Annotated in this window: 20 protein-coding genes and 2 tRNA genes; 4 read left to right on the top strand and 18 right to left on the bottom strand. The window is 62.8% G+C overall.

Going from position 1 to position 23,604, the window contains the following annotated elements; all coding sequences use genetic code 11:
* Positions 1–23 precede the first annotated feature (23 nt).
* Positions 24–917 (top strand): NUDIX hydrolase, encoded by an 894-nt coding sequence (locus tag HLAC_RS00255; RefSeq protein WP_012659302.1) that lies wholly within the window; start codon positions 24–26, stop codon positions 915–917.
* Positions 918–966: 49 nt separating this feature from the next.
* Here the strand turns inward: HLAC_RS00255 and HLAC_RS00260 are convergent, their stop codons facing one another.
* Entirely contained in the window at positions 967–1,719 is a 753-nt protein-coding gene (locus HLAC_RS00260) for an inositol monophosphatase family protein (protein ID WP_012659303.1), read from the bottom strand.
* A gap of 55 nt (positions 1,720–1,774) precedes the next feature.
* Positions 1,775–2,179 carry a hypothetical protein gene (locus tag HLAC_RS00265; RefSeq protein WP_143420275.1) on the bottom strand — a complete coding sequence of 135 codons (405 nt, stop codon included), beginning with the start codon at positions 2,177–2,179 and terminating at the stop codon, positions 1,775–1,777.
* 126 nt (positions 2,180–2,305) lie between these two features.
* Here HLAC_RS00265 and HLAC_RS00270 point away from each other — a divergent pair, with 126 nt between their 5' ends.
* Positions 2,306–3,478, top strand: coding sequence for an ISH3-like element ISHla8 family transposase (locus tag HLAC_RS00270; protein ID WP_012659234.1), 1,173 nt, complete (start codon positions 2,306–2,308; stop codon positions 3,476–3,478).
* Positions 3,479–4,156: 678 nt separating this feature from the next.
* Here the strand turns inward: HLAC_RS00270 and HLAC_RS00275 are convergent.
* From HLAC_RS00275 to nucS, 6 genes are all read right to left on the bottom strand, one after another.
* Complete coding sequence (locus HLAC_RS00275) at positions 4,157–4,816, bottom strand: hypothetical protein (RefSeq protein ID WP_143420261.1); 660 nt, start codon at positions 4,814–4,816, stop codon at positions 4,157–4,159.
* 590 nt (positions 4,817–5,406) lie between these two features.
* Positions 5,407–5,480, bottom strand: a tRNA-Phe gene (locus HLAC_RS00280).
* A gap of 337 nt (positions 5,481–5,817) precedes the next feature.
* Positions 5,818–5,888, bottom strand: a tRNA-Pro gene (locus tag HLAC_RS00285).
* 88 nt (positions 5,889–5,976) lie between these two features.
* Complete coding sequence (locus tag HLAC_RS00290) at positions 5,977–8,031, bottom strand: DEAD/DEAH box helicase (RefSeq protein ID WP_012659306.1); 2,055 nt, start codon at positions 8,029–8,031, stop codon at positions 5,977–5,979.
* Positions 8,032–8,147: 116 nt separating this feature from the next.
* Positions 8,148–8,678 carry a 50S ribosomal protein L16 gene (locus tag HLAC_RS00295; protein ID WP_012659307.1) on the bottom strand — a complete coding sequence of 177 codons (531 nt, stop codon included), beginning with the start codon at positions 8,676–8,678 and terminating at the stop codon, positions 8,148–8,150.
* A 144-nt stretch (positions 8,679–8,822) separates the two neighbouring features.
* On the bottom strand, positions 8,823–9,563 hold the full coding sequence (nucS, locus tag HLAC_RS00300; protein WP_012659308.1) for an endonuclease NucS: 741 nt from the start codon (positions 9,561–9,563) through the stop codon (positions 8,823–8,825).
* On the opposite strand from nucS, the gene HLAC_RS19115 reads away from it, so the two are divergent.
* Positions 9,543–9,692, top strand: a complete 150-nt coding sequence (locus tag HLAC_RS19115) for a hypothetical protein (RefSeq protein ID WP_169304922.1) — start codon at positions 9,543–9,545, stop codon at positions 9,690–9,692. The genes nucS and HLAC_RS19115 overlap by 21 nt on opposite strands.
* 207 nt (positions 9,693–9,899) lie before the next feature.
* On the opposite strand, the gene HLAC_RS00305 is transcribed toward HLAC_RS19115, so the two are convergent.
* The 3 genes from HLAC_RS00305 to HLAC_RS00315 all read right to left on the bottom strand — a co-directional run bounded on the left by HLAC_RS00305 (position 9,900) and on the right by HLAC_RS00315 (position 14,691).
* Positions 9,900–11,189, bottom strand: a complete 1,290-nt coding sequence (locus tag HLAC_RS00305) for an adenosylhomocysteinase (protein WP_012659309.1) — start codon at positions 11,187–11,189, stop codon at positions 9,900–9,902.
* A 102-nt stretch (positions 11,190–11,291) separates the two neighbouring features.
* On the bottom strand, positions 11,292–12,674 hold the full coding sequence (locus tag HLAC_RS00310; protein WP_012659310.1) for a hypothetical protein: 1,383 nt from the start codon (positions 12,672–12,674) through the stop codon (positions 11,292–11,294).
* Between the two features lie 682 nt (positions 12,675–13,356).
* The gene (locus HLAC_RS00315; protein WP_012659311.1) at positions 13,357–14,691 is read right to left on the bottom strand and encodes an amidohydrolase; all 1,335 of its coding nucleotides are present in this window, start codon (positions 14,689–14,691) and stop codon (positions 13,357–13,359) included.
* 116 nt (positions 14,692–14,807) lie between these two features.
* Here HLAC_RS00315 and HLAC_RS00320 point away from each other — a divergent pair, with 116 nt between their 5' ends.
* Positions 14,808–15,161, top strand: a complete 354-nt coding sequence (locus HLAC_RS00320; RefSeq protein ID WP_012659312.1) for a dihydroneopterin aldolase family protein — start codon at positions 14,808–14,810, stop codon at positions 15,159–15,161.
* Positions 15,162–15,395: 234 nt separating this feature from the next.
* Here the strand turns inward: HLAC_RS00320 and HLAC_RS00325 are convergent, their stop codons facing one another.
* The 7 genes from HLAC_RS00325 to HLAC_RS00355 form a co-directional block, all read right to left on the bottom strand.
* Entirely contained in the window at positions 15,396–15,941 is a 546-nt protein-coding gene (locus HLAC_RS00325) for a DUF7529 family protein (RefSeq protein ID WP_012659313.1), read from the bottom strand.
* Positions 15,942–15,981: 40 nt separating this feature from the next.
* On the bottom strand, positions 15,982–16,380 hold the full coding sequence (locus HLAC_RS00330; RefSeq protein ID WP_012659314.1) for a DUF7555 family protein: 399 nt from the start codon (positions 16,378–16,380) through the stop codon (positions 15,982–15,984).
* Complete coding sequence (locus HLAC_RS00335) at positions 16,364–17,698, bottom strand: ABC transporter ATP-binding protein (RefSeq protein ID WP_012659315.1); 1,335 nt, start codon at positions 17,696–17,698, stop codon at positions 16,364–16,366. Before HLAC_RS00335 ends, HLAC_RS00330 begins: the two co-directional genes overlap by 17 nt.
* Positions 17,695–18,783, bottom strand: coding sequence for an ABC transporter ATP-binding protein (locus tag HLAC_RS00340; RefSeq protein WP_012659316.1), 1,089 nt, complete (start codon positions 18,781–18,783; stop codon positions 17,695–17,697). Before HLAC_RS00340 ends, HLAC_RS00335 begins: the two co-directional genes overlap by 4 nt.
* Complete coding sequence (locus HLAC_RS00345; RefSeq protein WP_170933365.1) at positions 18,783–20,333, bottom strand: ABC transporter permease subunit; 1,551 nt, start codon at positions 20,331–20,333, stop codon at positions 18,783–18,785. Before HLAC_RS00345 ends, HLAC_RS00340 begins: the two co-directional genes overlap by 1 nt.
* Position 20,334: 1 nt before the next feature.
* Positions 20,335–21,423: an ABC transporter permease gene (locus tag HLAC_RS00350; protein ID WP_012659318.1), complete on the bottom strand. Its 1,089-nt coding sequence runs from the start codon at positions 21,421–21,423 to the stop codon at positions 20,335–20,337.
* 272 nt (positions 21,424–21,695) lie between these two features.
* Positions 21,696–23,597 carry an ABC transporter substrate-binding protein gene (locus HLAC_RS00355; protein WP_012659319.1) on the bottom strand — a complete coding sequence of 634 codons (1,902 nt, stop codon included), beginning with the start codon at positions 23,595–23,597 and terminating at the stop codon, positions 21,696–21,698.
* Between the last annotated feature and the right edge of the window lie 7 nt (positions 23,598–23,604).

Genomic DNA, 23,604 nt, shown 5'->3' on the forward strand with positions numbered 1-23,604 from the left:
GGATGCCGTAGCGACGAGGAATCATGCACAGAGAGTTCCGCGAGTGGGTCGACTTTGGAGCCGACGGGCGTGCGCCCGAGTCTGTTTCGATCGACTATCGACCCGACGCGATGGCGTCCGTGGTAGAGGACCAATCTGAGCGTATCGACCGGCTCTGGGAGAGCGCGAAGCGGGAACGGCCGGGCCTGTTCGACGCCCCCGGCTTTCGACTCCTGGAAGCGTCGGATACCGGAATCGTGGTCGGGCCGGCGCAGTTCAAACAGCACTTCGTACGCCGACTGTTGCTCTCCGATTCCCTCGAAACGTCGGCGACCAGGTTGAGAGACGAACTTGAGGAATCGATCCGATACCTGTCTTCGATGGTCGCCATCGTCGCCGGTGACGATCTTCTGATCGGCGTGAAAAGGCGCACGGATAGCAACTTCCTCTCCCTGCCGGGGAGCGGCTATCTCGACCGAAACGGAGACATGCGCGCGGGCGAACTCTGCCCGACCGCGGAGATTGTCGCCCGTGAAGTGTACGAGGAAACCGGTCTGGAGGATTTAGATCGGATCCGTTGTTTCGGTATCTTCGAAGACCTGCATCCGGAGTCACACCTCAATCCGGCGCTGTTTTCAATCATTACGACCTCTCGATCGTCAGACCACGTCCTCGATCGTATCGATCGAGCCGAAGACGCCGACGAGTTCGATCGATTCCTCGCTGTTCCGCTGCGACCGGACGCGCTCTCCGCGCTCATTCGGACCGACACGAACGACGCCGAACTCCCGGTAGCGGCTCCGAAATTGGAGGGCGATCTGAATGGGATCTCGGACAAGACGTTGCTCATGTTACTGCTGATCGGGCGGAATCGGTTCGGCCGCGACTGGTTCCAACGCGAACTGGCGAACTCTTCCGTCGTTCTGGTGCGGAAATGACGGTGCGAGACTGGTTCGTCACGCGATATGAGCCGGAACCAGCCGGCGCTCACTTGAGGTCGGTGGCTCTCTCGTGCAGTTTCTCGTTTGAGGCGACGAAGTCCCCGGTCGACGTGGCGCCACCGTCGTGTCCCGTTACGACTCCGTCGGCTATTTCGACCAAAAACCGGCCGGCGGTACGATCCCACTCGCTCTGATCGAAGGCGTAAACAATGTCGGTAACGCCACTGGCCAGATTCGCGAGGTCGAGGGCTCCGGATCCGGTCGAACGTAGTCCTTCCACCTGACTCCCGAAGTACCGGTGTGTCTCCCACACCCGATCGCGATCCTTGTTCCGCGAGGAGTACGGGATTGCCACGAGCGCTTCTTCGATCGCGTCCCGATCCGAGACCCCGAGTGTGACGGCTTCGTCCGGCGGCTCGCTCCGCTTCGACGCGGCGAACAGCTCGTCGCTAACCGGCCGATACACGACTCCCAACTCCGTTTCACCTCCGACGGACAGCCCGATCGAGACCGTGAAATCGGGAAGGCCTCGCAGGTAGTTTGAGGTGCCGTCGAGGGGGTCAACTATCCACTTCGTCTCGTGATCTCCCATCATCCCTGATTCTTCGGAGAGGATCGTATGGTCCGGAAAGGACGACGAGAGACGTTCTACGATGAGGGCCTCGGATCTATGATCCACTCCGGACACGGGATTCCCCGGTGACTTGTAGTCGTGCTCGGTTATTTCCTCGAACTGATTACGCTGGTACTCCCCAGCGATTTTAGCGGCCTCTATCGCCACAGAAAGGTACTCAGACATTTTCTAGTTTACTAATAGTACTGAATACGTTAATAAACCGGCTATCTCGATTCGACTAGAGGTAGACGAACTCTGTCACGAGTAACGCGTACAGGACCAACCAGACGAACGTCGTCGTCATCTGGAGACCGATAAAGTACGAAGAGAGGCTCCGCTTCTCGATCTGTGACCGAGACCGCGTGTCGTAGTCTTCTACCACGGACAGCTCCTCGAACTGCGTTTCGGTACGCCGCATGCTGTCGTTCAGTACGTCTCTCGCCCCTTTGTACGATTCAGTCGCGAGCCAGAACGAGTACGCGATCGCTACCCCGGCCATCGCGACGAGTGGGCGAACCACGGGACTGGCCTGCAGTAGCGTTCCGATCAGTACCGCGATGACTGCAAGAGAGAAGTAATTCGCCCTGATGAGGAGGTCGTCCCTGTACTGTGACTCCTCGCTCAACCGCGTGTAATTTGTCACGATTAGTTCGACGTGTGGGTACTCGATCTCGCCCACACGAGAGTCATACAGTCGGTACTTCCCAAGCAGCGTAATCAGCTGAATTGAATCGCTAAATTAACCACAAGAAAGTGTCTGGATCTGGATGTGTTCACCATACCTGATCCAGACGAGTACCTTTCGGCGTCGGATGTCAAAGACGTAGCGGAAGAGGTCATTACGCCACTCCCGTTGCCGGGTGTCGAGGGGAGCCCCCTCGACCCCGGCGACATCTGGCTCGTCGTCATCCTAGCCTGCACTAACCAGAACTCGATTTGGGACACCTGCAACGATACCGAGGGAACGCCGTGTGACGACACTGTCTTGAGGTGGCTCCACACACTCAACCGTCAGTGGCTTGAGGTCGTTGCCAACCTTCTGCTCGCACGGCTCGCCATGACGATTTTCGACCCTGACCGGTCGAGAACCGTCTCCATCGACTTCATCGACAATCCCTACCACGGCGAGCACCATGCTGAGAAAGGCGAACTCTGTTCGATGGCTCCTAAGGACGGGACTACGACCTGCCACCGCTACTGCACGGCGTACGTCGTCTCGAACGGGAAGCCGGTGACGCTGGCGATGACTTACGTCCGCAGTGACGAAGATGAGGCTGACGCGGTCGAGCGCGTGCTCGCCCGCGTCGAAAACTATCCCTTCGAGATCGATCTCTTGCTTGCCGACAGCGGATTCTACAACGAGCGCGTCATCCGCCGCGCTCGTGATATCGCCCCAACGGTCGTTCACGTGCCCAAGAAGGGCGAGCGCATGAAGGACAAACTCGAAACTCACAAGTCGTACATGACGACCTATCGCATGTACAAGGACAGCGAGCGGGAACTGCGCTTCCCGCTCGCGGTCGCTGTCTCCTACCAGAACGGAGATCGAGGCAAGCACGGCGAGGTCGTTCGTGGCTACGTGGCGTGTGGCGTTACTGATCGCTCAGCGAAGCAGGTCGAACACCGCTACAGGAAGCGTTCAGGCATCGAAACGACCTATCGCTTACTTCGGCAAGCACGCGGGATCACGACGACGCGTGATCCCGTCGTGCGGTTTGCCATCATGTTGGTCGCGGCATTGCTGGAGAACCTGTGGCTGGTGCTACGGTGGGCGGTCGTCGCCCGCCCACGGCGGGGCGGGCGCGACCTGCCCGAGGAGTTCACGTTCAAGACGTTCTGTGACTGGATTCGTCATGAGCTGGAAGAGGAGTTACGCCGCCGGTGGAAGATCAAAGCGAACGGGGTTGGAGTGCCAGCATCACAGGCAACGGCCGCGGGCTGACCGGGGTCAGCCCACGGCCTGTCAGTTGGCGGTGAGCGACAGCTTTCGGCAGATACCGTCGAAATCCGGGTAACATCGTCTGTCCAAAGCGGTGAATTGGAACTTCCTCGATCTACTTCGTGGGAGCAGCCGAGACTGACCGTCAAATTATACAGAAAGTGACTATTTTGTGGCGTTCAGGCAGCACCCTCTCGACTCGTTCGGGAAGTAACGACAGTTGCTCAGACCCATCAACTCCCGTTCGTTCGTCCGAGTCTGCCGGATCGGTTGGACGTGTCGACAACCAGTATACTGCCGGCCCCAACAGTACGAAACCCGGTGCCGCTCTCAGAACTGTCGCAGGTACTGTGACGAGGGTCGAAAGCGGCACCGCGATCGCCGGTACAAAGAAGAGCACGAGACTTAGCAACGTCAGATATCTTTCGTTCTCTCTCCAACTCATATTGGTGGCACGATAACACCTGTGTATTAAATCGTTGGCGTCTCGGTCGCGTCGCCTCTCTTCAACGTCTGCGGAGACTGCGCTCCCTGTAGATCCGCCTGTCTCTGCAAAGTGCGTCGTGGAAGCAGGAAGCCCAATCACCAGAAGTCATAGACTTCTGGTTAGCAGTCAGAACTCTTCGAGTTCTGATAACACCCTCAAGCGCGATCCGTCAGGCGAGCGGTAGGGTGGGTAGTTCACTTCTCTGAGGAGTCGCTGTCGTCGCTGTCGTCGCTGTCGGTCTCGTCCGACGTCTTCTTGTCGCCTTTCACCATTCTCTCTACTACTTCCTCGCCTGATTCTTCAGCCTTGTCTGACGCCTTTTCGCCGGCTTCTTCAGCCTTGTCTGACGCCTTTTCGCCGGCTTCTTCAGCCTTTTCCGATGCCTTCTCGCCGGCTTCTTCGGCCTTGTCTGACACTTTCTCGCCGGCTTCTTCGGCCTTGTCTGACGCCTTCTCGGCGGCTTCATGGACCGCCTCGCTGGCCCGCTCTGAGCTCTCTTCGATCCGTTCGGATGCGCTCTCGCTTCCCTTTTCGATACTCTCTGCGGTCTGGTGGATCCGGTTTGCCGTCTTCTCCTTTACACCCTTGATAAGGTTGTTCGGCTTCTGGGAGTTCTGGACCCAGTAGGCGAAGGCGATCGCAGCCGCTCCCAACAGCAGGAGTCTTTTCAGCCTCATCCCTTTCGATCGTTTCGCAGGCCTGATTTCGATGACCTTGTCGTTCGCCGAGAGGGCCTCGACTATCGCTTCCCTTATCTGATCATCTACACTGGACTCGCTCTCTCCGAACTGGTCTTTGAGTGACGGGCGTTTCATTGTAATTTGGTGTTGCTGCGTCTGGTTGCGTTCGAGCACAGCTGCGTCACCAGAAACCGTGCTCTCACCAGAAACCGTGCTCCGGATAACGATACGCTCGTGATCTGGTCTGCCATCGACCGTACGTTGGCCACACTCGGGTATTGTTATGTCCCCACTCGGGTATTGGTATGACTCGCTGAATCTGCCTGCCAGAGTACGCGAATCCGTAATCCTGCCTTACTGGCGACGAACCCGCCGATTGCTGCGGGCTGCACCCGAAAAGGAAGCACTCGCTGCGCTCGCGGGGACGATGGACAGGTCGATCTTCAGGTGAGGCTCACGAATGTGGTTCGCTTGGAAAAGATATGCCGCCTCCCCGATTTGAACTCTGGAAGACGATCCCGCTTGCTCACTCCCTTCGCTGCGCGGGCTGCGACTTCCATGCTCAAATCGGCTCGGGAGAATTTTCGCTGCTTACGGCTCGGTCGCTCCGCTCCCTCACGAGTTTGCAGGAAAATGCCGCCTCCCCGATTTGAAACGCGTGAGACTCCCTCCAGTCGTCTCACTGTTCCCCGCTCGCTGCGCTCGCGGGGACGATGGACAGGTCGATCTTCAGGTGAGGCTCACGAATGTGGTTCGCAGGAAAATGCCGCCTCCCCGATTTGAACGGGGGACAGCTCGATCTTCAGTCGAGTGCTCTCCCAATCTGAGCTAAGGCGGCTCGCACTCGGACTAATGCCGATTCGGGACAAAAGGATTTCGAAAAGCGGCGACCGGATCGGCGAGTTGCGTCGTCGTCGCCATCGGGACGGTACTGGAGCGGTAGCGACGAGAAACAGCGAGATGGGACCGCCAGGATTCGAACCGGAACCGAACGTGCTCGCTCCTCCGTCGCTGCGCGCGTCCGATAGGGCTCGAATCCGTTCACAGCTGCGGCGCTCACGGTGTTGTTTGCGCCGCGAAAGTGGGACCGCCCGGATTCGAACCTCAGTCGCTCCACTCCCTGCTTCGAATCCGCTCCACTACTGCTGCTCGCGGTGTTGCTCGCAGCAGAAAGATGGGACCGCCCGGATTCGAACCGGGGTCTCGGGCACCCAAGGCCCGGAGTATACCACTAACCCACGGTCCCGTACCCATACATACCCGCATCGCCCGGTAAAGCGTTTCGTTGCGTGACCGCCTCGCGTTCGGTCGCGGCTATCTCGCTTGCGGCACCCTCACTCCTCGTCGTCGCGCAGTTCGAGGTCGGCGACGATCTGGTACGGGTCCGTCCCCTTCCGGATCGCGTCGAGCATGAAGAACGCCTCGTCGGGCGCGAGGAAGTGCCTCGTGATACCGCGACCGAGCGGCGTCGGCGAGAAGCCGTCGATGAACTTCCACTCCAGTAACTTTCCGACCGCGTGTTTCGTCGGCACCTCGCCGATCATCCGATCGTTGAGCCGCTTGGCCTTCTTGCCCGCGACGACGACGTTCGCCAGCGTCTCCTCGACGGCGGCGGTCTCGTCGTAGTGGGTCGCCACGTCCTCCATCTCCCCCTTGAGGAGGGTGAACGCCACCTCATCTTCGGTCCGGTCCATGGAGTTGTGGTAAACGCCGTCGGGCTCGACGAGGAGGTAGACACGGCCACGGTCGTGGTAGTCCGGCCGCCCGGCGCGCCCGAGCATCTGGGAGAACTCCTGAACGGAGAGCCACTCGATCCCCATCGCCAGCGAGTCGAAGATCACCTGCGAGGCGGGGAAGTCGACGCCGGCCGCCAGCGCCGCGGTGGTGACGACCGCCGAGAGGTCCTGGTTCCCGAACTGCCGTTCGACTTTCTTCCGGCGCTTGTAGTCGAGTCCGGCGTGATACGGCGCGGAGTCGTACCGGAGCTTCCGGCTGATCTCGTGACATCGTCGCCGGGAGTTCGTGAAGATGATCGTCTGGCCCCGGTACCCCTTCGAGGATTTCGTGTCGAACTCGCGCTTCACGAGCTTGTCGGCGATCTGCGCCTTCTCGCGGCTGTCCGCGAAGGTGACGTGGCGCTCGATGGGGACGGGTCGCTCCTCGTACTCGATGAGCGTGGCTCGGAGCTTCTCGGCGAGCCATTCTGGGTTCCCCACCGTCGCCGAGAGGTAGACGAACTGGGTGCCGCCGTACCCCTCGTGGGTCTCCATCCGATTCTCGCTGTAGTACTTCAGCCGTGAGATGAGCCCGTCGAGCCGGTGGCCGCGCTCGCCCTCCTTCAGCGTGTGGACCTCGTCGATGACGACGGTGCCGATGTCACCGAGGTCCTTCCCGGTCCGGAGTGCGTGGTCGATCCCCTCGTAGGTACCGACGATCACGTCGGCGTTCGGGTCGAAGCGGTTTCCGTCGTCGTTCACCCGCGAGGAGCCGACGCGGATCGAGACGTTCAGCCGGTCGCCGTAGCGGTCTTTGAAGTCCTCGTGCTTCTGGTTGGCGAGCGCGACGAGAGGGACTAAAAAGAGGAGCTTCCCGTCCCCTTTCAGTGCCCGGTCGATTCCGGCTAGCTCGCCGACGAGGGTCTTCCCGGTCGCGGTCGCGCTCACGACGAGCTGGTCGGTACCATCGAGGAGACCGTTCCGCACGGACAGGCTCTGGACCGGGAGCAGCTCCTCGAAGCGGCCCTGCAGATGTGCAGAGAGATCCGGATGGAGATCGAGGTCCTCGGTCCGGACCGGGGAGATATCGTCGACGTTCGCGGAGACCTCGTCGTACTTGGTGAGATCGGGATCGAGTCCGCCTTGCAGGAGGTTGACGATCCGGTCTAAATCCCCGGACTCGTACAGCAGCTCCTCTAGCCGCTCCTCGGCGGCGCCCGTGAACTCGCCTTTGTACGACAGCTCGCGTTCCAACTCCCGGCGGGCGCAGTCGCGACAGATCAGCTCGTCGTTGTGCTCGATTGCGCCGTCGCTCGTGATGGGGCCATACCGACCGTCGTTCGCGCAACGCCGACAGGTCCGGACCGCCATCGCCTCCAGCTGGTAGCCGTCGAGCATCGCCTGCAGCCGCTTGCGGTTCTTCGGCGAGGTCTGCTCGGAGATCCGAATCCGACCGGCCGCGCGGGCGAGATCAACGAATTCGCCGGGCTGGCGGGGATGGTCCTCGCCGTCGCGGATGACACGGAACTTGCCCGGTCGCGGGCCTGCGGAGGTCTCCTTGAGTTCGAGCCGCCCGCGGAGTATCCGATTGCCGTCGCGGGTGGCGACAACGGTGTAGTCGCTCCGCGCCTCGTGGAGGAACAGCGTCTCGACTTCGGCCAACTGCTGTGACACTACGTTTTGGTACGCGAGCGAGGTATTTTAGGAGTTCGGCTCGACGTGTGGCGCCGGCGCTACGTGAAGCGATCGCACGAAAAAAGGGCCGCCTCGATCGGACTGGAGGGCGGTCTCTACGAAACGAGCAGCTCCTCGCCGCGGTCGACCGTGATCCGGCACGGCGGCGAGAGCTTGTTGTACGCGCGGCGGAACGCCTCCTTCACGACGGACGCCTGCTCGACGTCGCAGTACGCGGTGAAGACGATGTCGTCCTTGTTGAGCCGCGCGGCGGTCCCGACCGGCTTGCCGAACGCCTGCCGCATCCCGTCGGAGACACGGTCCGCACCGGCGCCGGTCGCCTGCTTGTTCTCCCGAATGACCTGATGGGGGAACTTGCGGAGGGTCATCTTGTAGTTACCCTCGCCGAGTTCCTTGATGAGGTGCCGGTTCGCCGAGAGCCGGGAGCTCTCGAGCGAGCCGTGTCGGATCTGGAGCTCCTCTTCGACGCGGAGGCTGATCTGGACGGGGTAGTCGTCCGGCTCCGCGGAGAGGTCGCCCATGTTGTGCTGGGCGATCTTCGAACCGGGAATGCCCGTGATGTATTCGCGGCGGGTGTACGACGGCTTGTCGATCGTCCGATACATAGAGGCGGGTTTGTCAGACATGGCTACTTGTCCGATGTAGCCGGTGCTGCGGCGATAAAGCCTTCGATAGCGAGGCGCCGTCGTCGGCTCGGCGGAGGTCACCGTCGGCTGTCTGGCGGATCACGGTGCGTATTGACGTGACACGGATCACTTCACGCCGATCGATCACTCCTCCGGCGTCGGGTCGAGCGCGACGTGGTCGAACCCGCGGTCTGCGAGCCGCTCCGCGGCCCGATCGGTGACCGAGGGCGCGACGAGCACTCCGCGGACGACGGGGGTGTCGGCTCCTTCTTCCGCTCCCAGCTCCGCCCGGAGCGCCCGCACGTACCGGGCGAGTTGCCCGACCGCGTCCGGGCCAACCCGCCGGCGTTTCAGCTCGACGACGACCGGGTCACCGTCGGCGTCGACGCCGAACACGTCCATCGGGCCGGCGCTGGAGGGGCGCTCGGTCTCGCGGGGCTCGAACCCCGGCTCGACGAGTTCGGGGCGTTCCAAGATTCTGGTCCGAAGGTCCTCCTCGCTCCCGTGGAGCGTGAGGTCGCGCCCGCCGGTGACCGCCATCGCAGAGAGCTGGTGGATGTCGGAAAAGCGGACCGTCAGCGTCTCGTCGGGGTTGCTTCTGGTCGAGCGTACGCGAAGTTGTCCCTCGCGCACCGCGGCGTGGTGTTCCGATCCCGGCGGCTGCCAGTTGACCGGCTGGCGCCCCTCGTCGGTGTGGACGAGGGCGGCGCCGTCGGGCTTTAACACGAGCAGCCGGTCGCCGGCGCCGAGGTCGGAGGCGGCGCGGCCCTCGTAGCTGACCGTACAGCGGCCGAAGAGGCTTATCAGATCGCCGCCCTCGAAGGCGTCTTCGAGTTCCCAGAGGGCCTCGCGGTGGCTCGGGTCGTGGACGCTCGTTACTGTCACTACGAGTCGTACGGGGTTGTGGCTCAAAAAGGGCGCGAGGGCGAGGTCGGCAAGAATGGTCGGTCGTACGTCGTCGCCATCGGCGGTGACGCACTGTACGAGTTCGGCGCCTCTGCCGATCACTTATAAAGCGTTGCTAGCGTGACGAATGCCTCCAAAGTTGCCCCCTTTAACCTCCACACAACCGCAACCGCACAGCACCTCACGCCTCCCCAGCCTCGCCGCGGCCGCCATCGGCGGCCGCGGGCTCCCTCGCGCGAACTGCTCGCGCCCTAACGGGCGCTCGCAGGCGCGCGCCACCGCATTTGAAGACCGTTTATAAATGCCGCTGACCGCTTACGTCCCGTGCTCCCAGCTACCCATGTACTCACGCTGTTCGTCGGTGAGCGCGTCGTGTTCGACGCCCTCCGCGTCGAGCTTGATCTCGGCGACCTCGCGGTCGAGGTCGTCGGGCACGTCGTGGACGCCGGGTTCGTAGCTCTCGCCGTTCGCGGCGAGTTCGCGGACGACGACCGCCTGCACGCCGAAGCTCTGGTCCATCACTTCGACCGGGTGGCCGAGCGAGATCGGCGCCGCGAGGTTGACGAGCCGCCCCTCAGCGAGCACGTTCAGGACGCGGCCGTCGGCCATCTCGAAGCCTTCGACGCCGTCGCGGGCCTCGAAGCGGTCGACGGCGAGATCGTCAAGATCGTCGAGGTTCACCTCGACGTCGAAGTGGCCCGCGTTCGCGAGCAGGACGCCGTCCTGCATCTCCTCGAAGTCCTCGCGGGTGATCACGTCGCGGTTGCCGGTCGTCGTGATGAACACGTCGCCCTTCTTCGCGGCCTCCACCATCGGGAGGACCTCGTACCCCTCCATGTGTGCTTCGAGCGCCTTGCGGGGGTCGACCTCGCAGACGATCACGTTCGCGTTCTGGCCGGAGGCCTTCATCGCGACGCCCTTCCCGCACTGGCCGTACCCGCCGACGACGACGTTCTTGCCGGCCCACGAGAGGTTCGTCGTCATCGCGATGGTCGCGAGCGACGACTCGCCCGTGCCGTGGACGTTGTCGAACAGCTGTTTCATCGGCGTGTCGTTCACGGCGAAGACGGGGTAGTGAAGCTCGCCGTCGGCGTCCATCGCGCGCAGGCGGTGGACCCCGGTGGTCGTCTCCTCGGCGCCGCCAATGATGGAGTCGATGAGATCGGGGTACTCCTCGTGGACGAGCTTCACCATGTCCATCCCGTCGTCGACGGTGATGGTGGGGTCGTGGGCGATGCAGGCGTGCATCGCGTCGTAGTACTCCTCGTCGTCGACGCCGCGGACCGCGTAGGAGGTGATCGACTCGTGGGTGTCGAGCGCGGCCGACACGTCGTCGTGGGTCGAGAGCGGGTTACAGCCGGTGATCGCGACCTCGGCGCCGCCGTCGGCGAGCAGTTCGACGAGGTTCGCCGTCTTCGCCTCGACGTGCATCGCCATCGCGATCGTCTCGCCGGCGAGTGGCTGCTCGTTGACGAACTCCTCGCGGAGCGCGTTCAGAATCGGCATGTGCTGGAGCGCCCAATCCATCTTCCGGCGCCCCTCCTCGCGGGCCGTTTCGATGTCCGAGAGATGCTGTGACACCGGTGAATACGCGGTTTCGCTCATACCTCTCGGTTCGCTCACGGCGCACTAAACCCTGCCGACACCGGGCGAGTCTGGAAAAAGAACCGTCAGCGTGCGCGAACCGGACTGGCGCGAGATGCGCCGTCAGTTCTGCGGGCCGTTCCCGTTACCCTGACCGTTTCCGTTGCCCGGGCCGTTCCCGGCGTTGCCGTCGTCATCGTCGTCTTCGGCGCCGTCCTCGCCTTCTTCACCGCTCTTGTCGGCGTCATCCGCGTCGTCGGTGTCATCCTCTTTTGTATCGTCGCCGTCGTCACCGTCCGGGCCGGCGTGGTCCGGCGGTCCTTGCTCGCCGTCGTTCCCGTTGCCCTGACCGGTGTGGTCCGGCGGTCCCTGCTCGCCGTCGTTCCCGTTGCCCTGACCGGCGTGGTCGGGCGCGTTACCGGGGCCGTCGCTCGCGTTGCCCGCGTTGCGTCCGTTGTCTGCGTCGCTTCCGTTACCCGCGTCGTCCGGACCGCTCGGGCTCCCCGCGTGGTCCGGGGCGTTCCCCGGGTTGTTCTCGGTTACGAAGTCCGAGACGGCGGCACCGATGCCGCCCTCGCGGTCCTGGAGCCGGTCGATGAAGTCCTGCACGAGTTGGCCGAAGGACTGATCCTCGGCCTCGCCGCCGTCGACGGTCAGGTCGACGGTCGTCGAGACGGTGTCGTTCTCGTAGCCGGCCGTCACGTCGACCGTGACGTTCGCTTCGGCGGCGTTGAGGGTGACGGTCCCGTTCTCGTCGGTCTCGTAGCTGCCCTCACCGACGTAGGTGACGTTCTGTCCGTCGGCGGTGGTGACGTTCACCGAGGCGTTTTCCGCGGCCTCGTCGTCGTCGGTGACCGTGACGACGGGCTCACCGTCGGTGTTCGACACGTCGAGTGCGAGTCCCTCGGGGGTCTCGAGGTCGACCGTCGTCGAGACGGACTCGTTCTCGTCCGTCGCCGTCACGTCGATCGTCACGTCCTCCTCAGCGGCGGAGAGGGTGACGGTGCCGTTCTCGTCAGTCTCGTAGTCGCCCTCGTCGGCGTAGGTGACGTTCTGTCCGTCGGCGGTGGTGACGTTCACCGAGGCGTTCTCGACCGCGGTGTCGTTGTCGGTGACCGTCACGACGGGTTCGCCGTCGGTGCTCTCGACGTCGATAACGAGCCCGTCGGGGGCCTCGAGATCGATCGTCGTGGTGGTGGAGTCGTTCTCGTACTCAGCGGTCACGTTCACCGTCACGTCCTCCTCGGGGGTGGAGAGGCCGACGGTGCCGTTCGCGTCGGTCGTGTACTCACTGGCTCCCGCGTACGACTCGTTCGCGGGATCGACGACGCTCACGTTGACGGTGGCGTTCTCGACCGCGGTGCCGTTCTCGGTCACTGTGACCGTCGGTTCCCCGTCCGCGTCGTCGACGGTCACGCCGAGGTCGCCCTCGGCGGCCGCGACGCCGGTCATCGCACCGAGTGCGACGACCGCGATCAACAGCAGGCCAATCGTGTGTTTGCTCATGTGCATCCGGGTCGTGACACCGTTACCCTATAAAAAGGCAACTCGGTTAAGCCGGTTTTACCCGGATTGTATTCGGGTTACCGGCGCTATCTCGGCGGTTTGGGTATTTGGCGGGATCGAGCGGTTAATCGATCCGTATCGGCGCCGATTTGCATTCGAAAGAAATCGATCCGCGGTTCGGACGCGACTCGACTTCGATCGGTCTATGGGTGTGAATCAGATCGGGAGTGAGTGTTGCAGTTCGTCGGCGGTAAGACGATATTTAAATAACTGTGAGCGACGGCGTCGATTACTTATAAATCGGCGGCGGTGGCGCGTGCCGACGAGCGCCCCGAGGGCGCGAGTCGCACGCGCGAGGGAATCGCTGGCGCCGACGGCGCCAGCGACGAGGTTGGGGAGGTGAGAGGTGCAGTGCGGTTGCGGGCGGGTGGGACCTAAAGGGGCAGCCGCGAGGACGACGCTTGGTGACACAAGCACCGCAGGGAGCGAGTGAAACGAGCGACCGAGGAGCGCAGCGAGCCACGCGAGTCGTCGCGGCTGGGGCTTTGGAGGTGTCCACCGTGAAGTCGTCGATCGCTTATAAACAGCAGCCAGAAACACCACGATATAAATTATAAACAACCATTCCATAACTGTAATTTATAGACTCCCGCTATCGATCGCGGTTGTCCGATTCGCCCGATTACGATTCGCTGACTCGATCGACGAGGTCGCTCGCGGCCGTCGCCGCCCGCTCCTGTACGCGCTCAGCGTCGAGCGTCAGGACCTCGCGGTCGCGCATCAACACCTCGCCGTCGCAGACGGTGTGGCGCACGTCGCTCCCGTGCGCCGCGTACGCGAGGTGGGAGACGGGGTCGTGGACTGGCGTCAGGTGCGGGGCGTCGAGGTCAACGACGGCGAGGTCGGCGGCCGCGCCCGGCTCGATCCGACCGCCGGGGAGGCCGAGAGCGTCTGCACCGCCGGCCGTCGCCATCTCCACGACCGCCTCGGCGGGCACCGCGGTGGCGTCGTCCGCAGCGAGCTTCCCGAGCATGGCGGCGTCGCGCATCTCGTCGAACACATCGAGGTCGTTGTTCGAGGCCGCCCCATCGGTGCCGAGCGCGACCGTGACGCCCGCGTCGCGGAGCCGCTGGACCGGGGCCATCCCGCTTGCGAGCTTCATGTTCGAGGCCGGACAGTGGACGATCGCGGTGCCCGCGTCGGCGATCTGGTCGATCTCCGAGCCGTCGAGGTGGACGCCGTGCGCGAAGAAGTCGTCCGGGCCGAGCGCGTCGAGATCCTGCGCGTACGCGATCGGACGCTCCCCGCGCTCGTCGACGATCGGGTCGACCTCGTCTTCCGTCTCGTTCGCGTGGAGGTGAATCGGGACGCCCGCCTCGCGCGCCTCCGCGACGCCCTCGTGGAGGTACTCCTCGCCCACCGTCGTCAGCGAGTGCGGCATGAAGGCGGTCCGGATCCGCCCGTCTCCGGCGCCGTCGAGTTCGCGAGCGACCGCGAGACTCTCCTCGACGTCGGCGCGAGCGCCCTCGGCGTCCTTCCCGATCGTGACGACCCCGTGGCCAAGGCGCGCCCGCAGCCCCGCGCGATCGACCACGTCCGCGACGCGGTCCATCGCGAAGTACATGTCCGCGAACGCGGTCGTCCCCGACCGGATCATCTCGACGACGCCGAGTTCGGCGCCCGCCTCGATGTCGTCCGGCGTGAGTTCGGCCTCGGCCGGCCAGATGTCCTCCCGTAGCCACGGGTCGAGCGGCTTGTCGTCGGCGTATCCCCGAAGGAGCGTCATCGCGACGTGCGTGTGCGCGTTGACGAGTCCGGGGATCACGAGCGAGCCGGACGCGTCGAGGGTCTCCCCGTCGCTCGCGACTTCGGCGTCGCTTCCCGCTTCGGCGTCGCTCACCGTCTCGTCGCCCACCGCGACGATCGTTCCGGCGTCGCGGTCGATCGTCACGTCCGACTCGGTCACGCGGCCGTCGGGACGGAGCACCCGTCCGCCCGTCACGCGAAGCGTATTCATGTCCCTCGGTTCCGTCCGGCGGACCTAACGCCTTCCGTTCGTCGTCGGCGCGCCGCGGTCACCGTGGTCCACTCTGCCTCCGAACGTTCTTTCCCCGCCACCGCCAGAGTTCTCCCATGACAACCGACGCCCAGCAGGCGTGTTTCGAAGCCGGAATCAAGTTCGGCTCGCTGTACCACCAGTTCGCGGGAACGCCGGTCAGTCCGGCGAGTGCCCGCAGTCTGGAGGCGGCGATGGCGGAAGCGATCGAGAACCAGCCGTTCTGCGAGTCGGTGACCGTTGAGATCCACGACGACCGCGTCGCGGACGCGATCGACCATGAGAACGGGTACACGGAGCTGACTGGCTCGCTGATGGACGTCGAGATGCAGATTGCCTACGAGGGCATCGAGGTCCGCACCCGAATGGCGATGCGAGACGGCTACCCGCTGATGGAACTGGTCTCGGTCGAAGCGGCGAAAAGCGACTGATAACCGGCGAGGGTGATGTGCCGTGCACCGCGACCGTATTCCTCTCGCGGTCGGAAGGGAACTGGCGACCTGTGGCCCACCGGAACAACGCTCTGGAACGTCGGGGCGCGTCTCACCGCCATACAGCGGTTCGCAACGCTCGGCGCCACGGTCGACGTGTACTGAGGGTGGACGGATCCGGCCGTCGTTGACGGTCACTCAGTCGGGCGATAGCTCCCTTCCACCGAGAAGCGATTAGCGCTCGTAGGCGTACACCGATTCCGGGTCTGGGAAGAACGCGTCGGGGTCGTCGTGGTCGATCGATCCGAGATGCGTTCCGTCGAGTTTCTTCACGTGCGTGTACATGTGTCCGCGGTCGAGTGCGGTTCTGGCGAGCGGCGCGGCGAACTGTAGCCGGAACGTGCCGGCGATAAACACGGCGATCTGCTCGTCGTGGTCGAGATATTCGGTGACGATGAATCGGATCCCCTCCGCGTCGGCCTGGTAGACCCCGATCTCGTCGAAACTGGCTCGGTCGTACAGTGCAACGAACTCGTCTTCGACGTTGCTGGGGACGACGTAGCTCAGCCCCCACTCGTCCGATTCGCCCGTGTCCGGTGTCTTCGGGGTCGTGTCCCCGGCGGCGACGGTGAGCGTCTCGTACCCGGCCTCCTCGCGGTCGGCGGCCATCGCCTTCATGTCCGCGATTGTCTGTTGTAATCCCGCCTTGGACTGCTTAACTGTCTGTGCGCGTCGTTGGGCGTCGTCCGTATCTGAGCCGTTCGGCTCCGTTCGAACCATGCCCCTGCACGGGTACAGAGCAATAAAACGCTTGTGCGCTTCACACGCTGACGCCTGCGACGACCTCGAGCGACAGCGACACCGCTAAGACGACCAGACTCGTCGCGAACATCTTCACGTTGCGACTCACCCGCTTCTCGAACGGAATGGTCATCCCACGGAGCGGCGGGAGCTGAGCGAGTCGGGCTTCAATCTCCCACTCCTGTTCGGTGTCGAAGCTGACACGTTTTCGGTCCCGCCGTTTGGCCTTCGGTTGGATGGCTAACCCGCCGAGGCCGAACAGCGCGAATCCGACGACGAAGAGGACGTACTTCAGCGTGAGTAGCCCGTCACCGAACGCGTACGCGACCGTGGCGCAAGCCACGACGACGACGGTAGACGCGGCGCCGACCCAGATGGCGAACTCGCTGATCCGAGCGAAGCTACTCGCTGTCTGCACGGCGTGTAATCACGGGCCCCACGTCTTCGTACTCGTCGGTGTGCCGGTGGCAGTAGCTGTACCGACCTGACGCAGACACTTTGTGCATCTCTGGCGGTTCTCGATCGCAGACACTGGCGAACTCGTCGTAGAGGTGTTCTTGGGCTTCCGTCGGACGGCCGCGCTTGACCATCTCGACTGCGGTCCGGATCTGTTCGTCAACCCGCTCTGGTACCTCGAGGTCATCGAAGGTGTCCGCCATGCTCTCCTCGATGTCGTCAAACCGCTCGAACCGGTCGAACCGCCGCCTGACCCGGTCGCTCGTCGAGAGCGTGATACGGGCGCGTTCACGAACGACCTCCCTGAACTGTTCAATCGCGTTCCAGAGATCGCTGTCGAGGTTGGCGTACGCCTCCGGTTTAATCTTCGCCGGACAGCGAGTCGAGAGGTTACAGCCCGGCGGCGCGTCGCTCGGGCTCGGGGGCGTTCCGGAGAGGGTTATCCGACGAGACGTTTCGGTCGGATCGGGTTCCGGAATCGCCGACAACAGCGACTGTGTGTACGGATTTGACGCGTCTGTGAACAGCTCTTCGGCCTCGCCCATTTCCATGATCTTCCCGAGGTACATCACGGCGACACGATCGGAGATATACCGAACCACCGAGAGGTCGTGTGCGATGAGCAGATACGTGAGATTAAACTCCTCTTGGAGGTCTTCGAGGAGACTGATGATCTTCGCCTGGACGCTCACGTCGAGGGCAGAAACCGGTTCGTCGAGGACCAGGAAGTCCGGCTCGAGCGCGAGCGCTCGTGCGATCCCTATCCGCTGCCGCTGTCCGCCGGAGAACTGGTGTGGGTACCGAAAGTAGTGTTTGTCGGGGAGACCGACTGCCGACAGTAGATCCAGCACCCGCTCACGCCGATCGTTCATCGTCTTCCAGTCGTGTGCGTCGAGCGGCTCCCGAATGATCTCTCCGACCGTCATCCGATCGTTCAGGCTGGACTCGGGGTCTTGGAACACCATCTGGGCGTTCTTGCGCCACTCTTTGAGCTCTGTCCCGGAAAGCGTCGTGACGTCGGTGCCGTTGTATACGATCGATCCCTCGGTGGCGCGTTCGAGTGCCAGCAGGGTACGGCCGAGCGTGCTCTTCCCGCACCCGGACTCGCCGACCAGTCCGAGCGTCTCGCCGCGTCTGATCTCGAAGTCGACGCCGTCGACCGCCTTCACCGGCGGATCGGCGAACAGTCCGTCGCCTCCGTAGTACTTTTTGAGCCCCTCAACTTCCACCAGCACCTCCGACTCCTCAGTCGGACTCGACTGCTCAACTGCGTTGCTCATGAGTGTTCCTCCGTTCGTTCGGTCGCTCTCTCGACGTGTCTCTCAACGCGCGCCGTCTCACTCAGGTCGTCGGGGTACAACAGACACGACGCCGTGTGATCCTCGCTGTCCCCGACAGGAACGTGCTGTGGTGGCACGTTCTCGCAGGCGTCGAACGCCTTCGAACACCGAGGCGCGAACCGACAGTGATCGGCCGGTTCGTTCGGTGTCGGCACCTGCCCCTCGATTGTTTCGAGCCCGTCCGCACGGGAGTGTTCACCGGGAATGGACCTGAGCAGCGCTCTCGTGTACGGGTGTTGTGGGTTCGCGAACAGATCTTCGACGGTCGCCTTCTCGACAATCTGTCCCGCGTACATCACGTTCACACGGTTTGCGATGTCCGCGACGACACCCATGTCGTGCGTGATGAACAGTATCGACAGGCCGCGTTCCTCTTGGAGCTCTTTTAAGAGTTCCAGGATCTGTGCCTGGATCGTCACGTCGAGTGCAGTCGTCGGTTCGTCACAGATCAGAAAGTCCGGGTCACACGCGAGCATCATCGCGATGACGGCACGCTGACGCATCCCGCCGGAGAACTCGTGTGGATACTCGTCCAACCGGCGTTTGGCATCCGGAATACCGACGGCCCGGAGCAGTCTCGTCGCCTCCGTGGTCGCCTTTTCACCCGTGATATCGCGGTTGATTGCAAGCGATTCACGGATCTGGTTGCCGACAGTGTAGACGGGGTTAAGCGACTGTTGGGGGTCCTGAAAGACCATCCCGATCCCGCTTCCACGGATCGACTGGTACTGTTTCTCCGAGAGGTCTGTGAGTTCCTGTCCGTCGAAGGAGATCGACGACCCCGGTAGTACCTTGCCGGGCGACTCGATCAACCCCATGATCGAGCGAGCGGTAACGCTTTTGCCCGATCCAGACTCGCCGACAATTCCCACCGTTTCGCCGCGACCGACGTCGAAACTGATCGAGTCGACCGCTCGGATCGTCTCGTTATCGGTGTAGAAAACCGTCTGGAGGTCTCTCACGGAGAGGATCGGATCTTCACGGCCCTCCGTCGCTTCCGCGGTTGTGTTCTGTGGTTGAGACATCACGCACCACCTCCTGCGGCCGCCTCTTCACCTTCTCCGCTCTCGGTCTCCGGATCGATGGCGTCGCGGATCCCGTCACCGAGGGCGTTCATTCCGGTCACGAGGAGCACGATCATCAATCCGGGAATCAGCGAGATGTGCCACGAGACCGAAGAGACGTAGCTCTGCCCGGCCGAGATCGCCCGTCCCCAGGCGGGAGTTGGGGGATCTATCCCTAAGCCGTTACCGAGGAAGGACAGCGCCGAGAGACTGATAATGATCCCCCCCACCGACATCGAGGCGTAGACGAGGAGGTAGCCGAGGATGTAGGGAAGCATGTGCTTTCGCATGATCTTCCGTGGCTGTTGGCCGTAGCTCTCTGCGGCGCGGACCCACTCCTCCTGTGCGACCTGTAACGCCGGACCACGAACCGCTCGCCACAGGAACGGCCACGTCGTGAACGCGAAGATGAGCGCCAACAGGAACCCTCCATCGAGTACCCCTCCGAGCCACGTGTCCGCAAAGACCGCACTCACCATGATCAACAACAGCAGCTGTGGAATAGAGACAACCCCGTCTGAAACCGTGAGGACACCGAGATCGAGCGATCCGCGGTAGTACGCGGATAACATCGACAGCGTCATCGCGACTCCCGCGGCGCCGGTGATCGCCATCCCTGAGACGATCATCGTGATTCTGGCCCCGCCCATCATGAACGTGAACAGGTCACGACCGTTCGGGAGCGTCCCGAACGGATGGAAGCGGCTGTAGTCGTCGTACGACATCACCCCGACGTTGGTCTCGACCGCTCCCTTGGACTTCGAGTTGAAGTTGGCGTCGCCGGCGAACACCGTTTCGACGGTTCCTTCCTCTGATAAGTACTGAATCTGATTCTCCTCGGCGTAGGGACTCTGGATGTTCTGATCGACCGTCGAGGGAGCCAGCGCGGAGCCGAACGTCGCCATCGTCAGAAACACGATCAGCACGATGAGTCCGAACTGACCCCACCGGTGGCCGCGGAGGTTATCGACGATGTCGTCCGTGGGAGTCCAGTCGGCCTCGCGGTAGTGTTCGCGATAGACGAGCCAGCCACGGAACACCCAGTAGGCAGTAAAGAGGGCATACGCGATGATGAGCGAAAACCTGATCGCCCACGCGACCGCCGGTTGGAGTCCGAGGAAGGTTCCCTGCCACGAGCCATCCGGAGTCTGATGCCCCTGATTCGGGATGAGTTCCCGGCCGAACAGGGTCGGCAACTCTCCAAGCGTACCTCCCACATCGCGGAGCATACCCACCGCACCGGTCTGGAAGTCGATGACGACCTGTGCGAGTCCGGGTGTGACGTAACTCAATGCAATCTCGATAACGGCCGTCACTCCGAGGACCAACGCGTCAAGCATGCCGACCGCGATCCCTGCCCACGTAGCGAACTCGACGGCGATCAACACGAACATCGGAACGGCCCACCGCAGGAACGGCTCCGGAGTCTCTGTGACGCGAGCAGAGAGCGACAGATTATCACGGTGTGTCAGTTCTTCTCGAATCGACTCGGTGGTATGACGATCAGACATGTTACTCACTCTCTCCAAGGCTGATTCGCGGATCGATGTACGTATACAGGAGGTCTTGGCCGATGTTGAACAGGATCTGGATCACGATGAAAATGAACACGAGTGCCATCACGAGCGGGATATCGGGCCCCAACACCGCGTTGAAAAAGAGGTTGCCGAGGCCGTTGATACCGAAGACCGCCTCAACGAGGACGGACCCGCCGACCAACAGGTAGAACTCGCCCATGATGACGGGCAAAAGCGGGATGACCGCGTTCCGTCCGACGTGTTTGACGATGATCCGACGGGGAGAGAGCCCCTTCGCCTTCGCGGTCTCGACGTACTTTGAGTTGATGCTCTCGAGCACTGCGGTCCGTCCGATTCTGACCTCGTTACCCATCGATGACGACCCGAGAACGAGCGCGGCGGGCAGTATCCACTTGAACGCGACGAACATCGGACCGAGATTGGGCACCGGAATGAACAACAGCTCCAGATACGGGACACCGGCGAAGATATCGACGGTGGTGAACAGGTTGTTCAGCGCGTCGGGGGTTCCACTGACCGGTGTTTCGACGATCGCAGTGCGATAGAACTCGAGGGCGCCTCCAGCGGTGATCAGTCCGGAGATGATGACGGCAAGCCAGAAGTTCGGCATCGCGCGCCAGACGATCCCGAACCCGGAGGCCGTGTAATCTCGGAGTGTATTCGCGCGCAGGCCGGCGTACAGTCCGAGCGGGACGCCGGCCCCGAGTGCGATGATGACTGACCAGAAGCCGAGCCACAGCGTCGCGGGCATCCGGTTGATGATGAGCTCGGTGACGGGCGTCTCACGCTGAATCGTCCACGATTCTCCGAAATCGAGCGTGAACAGGTCGCTGACGACTCCGAAATACTGCTCCCACAGGGGAACGGGGTTTCCGGCTGCATCGATGTAGTTCAGTTCCATCCGGAGCTGTCGGATGTCCTCGGGTGTCGCCTGCTGACCGAGGATGCTCCCGACGGGATCTATCGGGCCGAGATAGAGGATCAAAAACGACATCGTGATCCCGAACATCATGACCGGAACCGCGAGTCCGAGCCGCTTGATTATGTAGGCGCCTCGGTTCATGCTTCGATCACCGGATCGGATAGCGACGTCTCCCCGACGGCTCCCCCCCGCGAGGATCGATTAGCCGGTATCGACCGATTTGAACGTAGCGGGGTCGGAACGCGCCACAAGCGGCTGATCGGTGCCGATAACGACTGTGGATCGTTCGTCGAATCTGTAGGGCGCAAACGTAGTAGTTGGAAATCAGTGGCCATTCTTAATCATATCGATTAAACGACTGAGAGGGAGGACAGATCGTCGGTTTAAAACCGGTGAACGAAACGGACGCGGGCTTATTCGCCCTGCCAGTGGTCGGCGTACCCCTCACCGCCGCCGGGGAAGATCTGTGGCGGCGTGAGGTGGTACGCGGACTCGCCACGACCCTTGAAGACGCTCTCGGTGAAGTCGTCGCCCGTCATCACGTACGCCATCGCCTGTCGGACCGGCTTGGGGACGTTCTCCATGTTGAACGCGATGTAGAACGTGTCGATCGTCGGCGTCCGCGACATGTTGACCGTCTGGTCGTTCCCGAGCGGACCGTACGTTCCGGTCTGTTGGGCGCCGTCCTGACTCGTCAGGTCGCTCAGTCCGGGATCGAACTGCGAGGTCGGGATCGCACTGACGTCCGCGTTCTCGTTGAGGAACCGGTTGTATATCGCGTTCGGCTCGCTGAGGATCGCGTCCTGGATGTTCGCGGCGGCCGGCTCTCCGCCGTGGTAGTCCGTGAACGCCGAGGCTCGGAACTCTCCGCCGACACCGGAGTTCCACTCCTCGAAGACGTACGGACCACAGCCGACCGGGTTCGTCGAGAACTGCTGGTAATCCATGTCGCCGTCGTATCCCTCGACGTCGCCCACGATACCCTCGGGGACGGCCGAGAACGCCGAGTAACTGAGCACTTCGAGCGCGTAGCCGAACGAATTGCGGAGCGTGACGCTGAAGGTGTAGTCGCCGGTCGCCTCGACGGCAACCGATCCGGGCACGACGTTGCCATCCTCGTCCTCCTCGCGGTCGATGTTCAGGACGCTGATCGGGAAGTACGTGTTCGTCGAGTTCGAGGATTCGACCAGACGCCGGATCGAGTAGACCATATCGTCCGCCGTCAGTTCGCCGTAATCCCCGTGGAACTGGACGCCCTGCTTGAGCGTGAACTCGTACTCGGTGAGGTCGTCGTTCGTGGTGTAGTCCTCGATCAGAAGCGGCTCGACCTCGACCGTTCCGTTGACGTAGTTGAGCGGTGCGTCGAATATGTCCATGACCTTCGAACCACTCGCCGTGTTCCCCGACGCGATCGGGTCGAGTGCGTTGAAGGTCGCGGACGTGCCCTTCAGCGTGTCGCTGCCTTCGAGTCCCTGGACGGACGTGCTGGTCTTCGCCCGGGACACTCCCATCCCGCCCGGCGGATTGTAGTCGACCCGGTCGTACCAGAACACGTCTTCGACGCTGTGATACACCGGGAGCAACGCCGCGGACTCCCAGAGGAGCTTCTCCAACCGAAGCGTCGCCTCCGCGCGTGCGCTCTCCGCCTCGTCCTTGTTGCCCGGATTCTCCGAAAGCTGCGCGAACGCCTCTGACATCGCGCTGCGGACTTCGGGGTCGGTGTAGGAATCTTCGCTCCAGAACAGCCGCGCACCGTTCGGCGAAGCCCCTTCGGCGTCGTAGATCGTGTTATCCGGATCGACCAGCTGAGCGAAGTTCCTGACACCCGGGTAATCCGCGATCCAGCCGAGCGTGAACGCGTCCATCTCGCCCTTTTCGGTCCGCTCGAGGAGGGCGCCGAAGTCGGCCTTGCTGATGTTCATATCGACGTGGACCGACTCGAGGCGGGCACGAAGCGTATTCGCAATCTCCTCCCACGCCGGGGAGTTGTACTGGAGCCAATCGAGGCTGAATCGGTTGTCAGGGCCGTATCCGGCCTCTTCCATAACCGCTCGAGCCTCACTGATCCGATTTTCGTTAGCCCCGTACGGGTACGACGACGGCATCAACTGGTCGGATCCGTCCTCGCCGTCGGATCCGTCCTCGCCGTCGGATCCGTCTTCGCTGTCGGATCCGTCCTCGCCGTCGGAGCCGTCGCCCCCATCGCTGGGTTCGCCGCCGCTGTCTCCGGAACAACCTGCGATGCCGGCGGTGAGTGCCGACGCTCCGGTCACTCGGAGGAACTGACGCCGCCTGAGTTCGTCTTTATCAGACATACGGTGT

Origin of the sequence: Halorubrum lacusprofundi ATCC 49239 (assembly GCF_000022205.1) — an archaeon.
Classification (GTDB): Archaea; Halobacteriota; Halobacteria; order Halobacteriales; family Haloferacaceae; genus Halorubrum; species Halorubrum lacusprofundi.

Bases quoted from the DNA above. Each gene is read 5' to 3' on its own strand.
- HLAC_RS00315 (WP_012659311.1), bottom strand. From the start codon at position 14,691: ATGAATACGCTTCGCGTGACGGGCGGACGGGTGCTCCGTCCCGACGGC.
- HLAC_RS00295 (WP_012659307.1), bottom strand. From the start codon at position 8,678: ATGTCTGACAAACCCGCCTCTATGTATCGGACGATCGACAAGCCGTCG.
- HLAC_RS00335 (WP_012659315.1), bottom strand. From the start codon at position 17,698: ATGAGCAACGCAGTTGAGCAGTCGAGTCCGACTGAGGAGTCGGAGGTG.
- HLAC_RS00340 (WP_012659316.1), bottom strand. From the start codon at position 18,783: ATGTCTCAACCACAGAACACAACCGCGGAAGCGACGGAGGGCCGTGAA.
- HLAC_RS00255 (WP_012659302.1), top strand. From the start codon at position 24: ATGCACAGAGAGTTCCGCGAGTGGGTCGACTTTGGAGCCGACGGGCGT.
- HLAC_RS00345 (WP_170933365.1), bottom strand. From the start codon at position 20,333: ATGTCTGATCGTCATACCACCGAGTCGATTCGAGAAGAACTGACACAC.
- HLAC_RS00320 (WP_012659312.1), top strand. From the start codon at position 14,808: ATGACAACCGACGCCCAGCAGGCGTGTTTCGAAGCCGGAATCAAGTTC.
- HLAC_RS00310 (WP_012659310.1), bottom strand. From the start codon at position 12,674: ATGAGCAAACACACGATTGGCCTGCTGTTGATCGCGGTCGTCGCACTC.
- HLAC_RS00305 (WP_012659309.1), bottom strand. From the start codon at position 11,189: ATGAGCGAAACCGCGTATTCACCGGTGTCACAGCATCTCTCGGACATC.
- HLAC_RS00325 (WP_012659313.1), bottom strand. From the start codon at position 15,941: ATGGTTCGAACGGAGCCGAACGGCTCAGATACGGACGACGCCCAACGA.
- HLAC_RS00350 (WP_012659318.1), bottom strand. From the start codon at position 21,423: ATGAACCGAGGCGCCTACATAATCAAGCGGCTCGGACTCGCGGTTCCG.
- HLAC_RS00355 (WP_012659319.1), bottom strand. From the start codon at position 23,597: ATGTCTGATAAAGACGAACTCAGGCGGCGTCAGTTCCTCCGAGTGACC.
- HLAC_RS00260 (WP_012659303.1), bottom strand. From the start codon at position 1,719: ATGTCTGAGTACCTTTCTGTGGCGATAGAGGCCGCTAAAATCGCTGGG.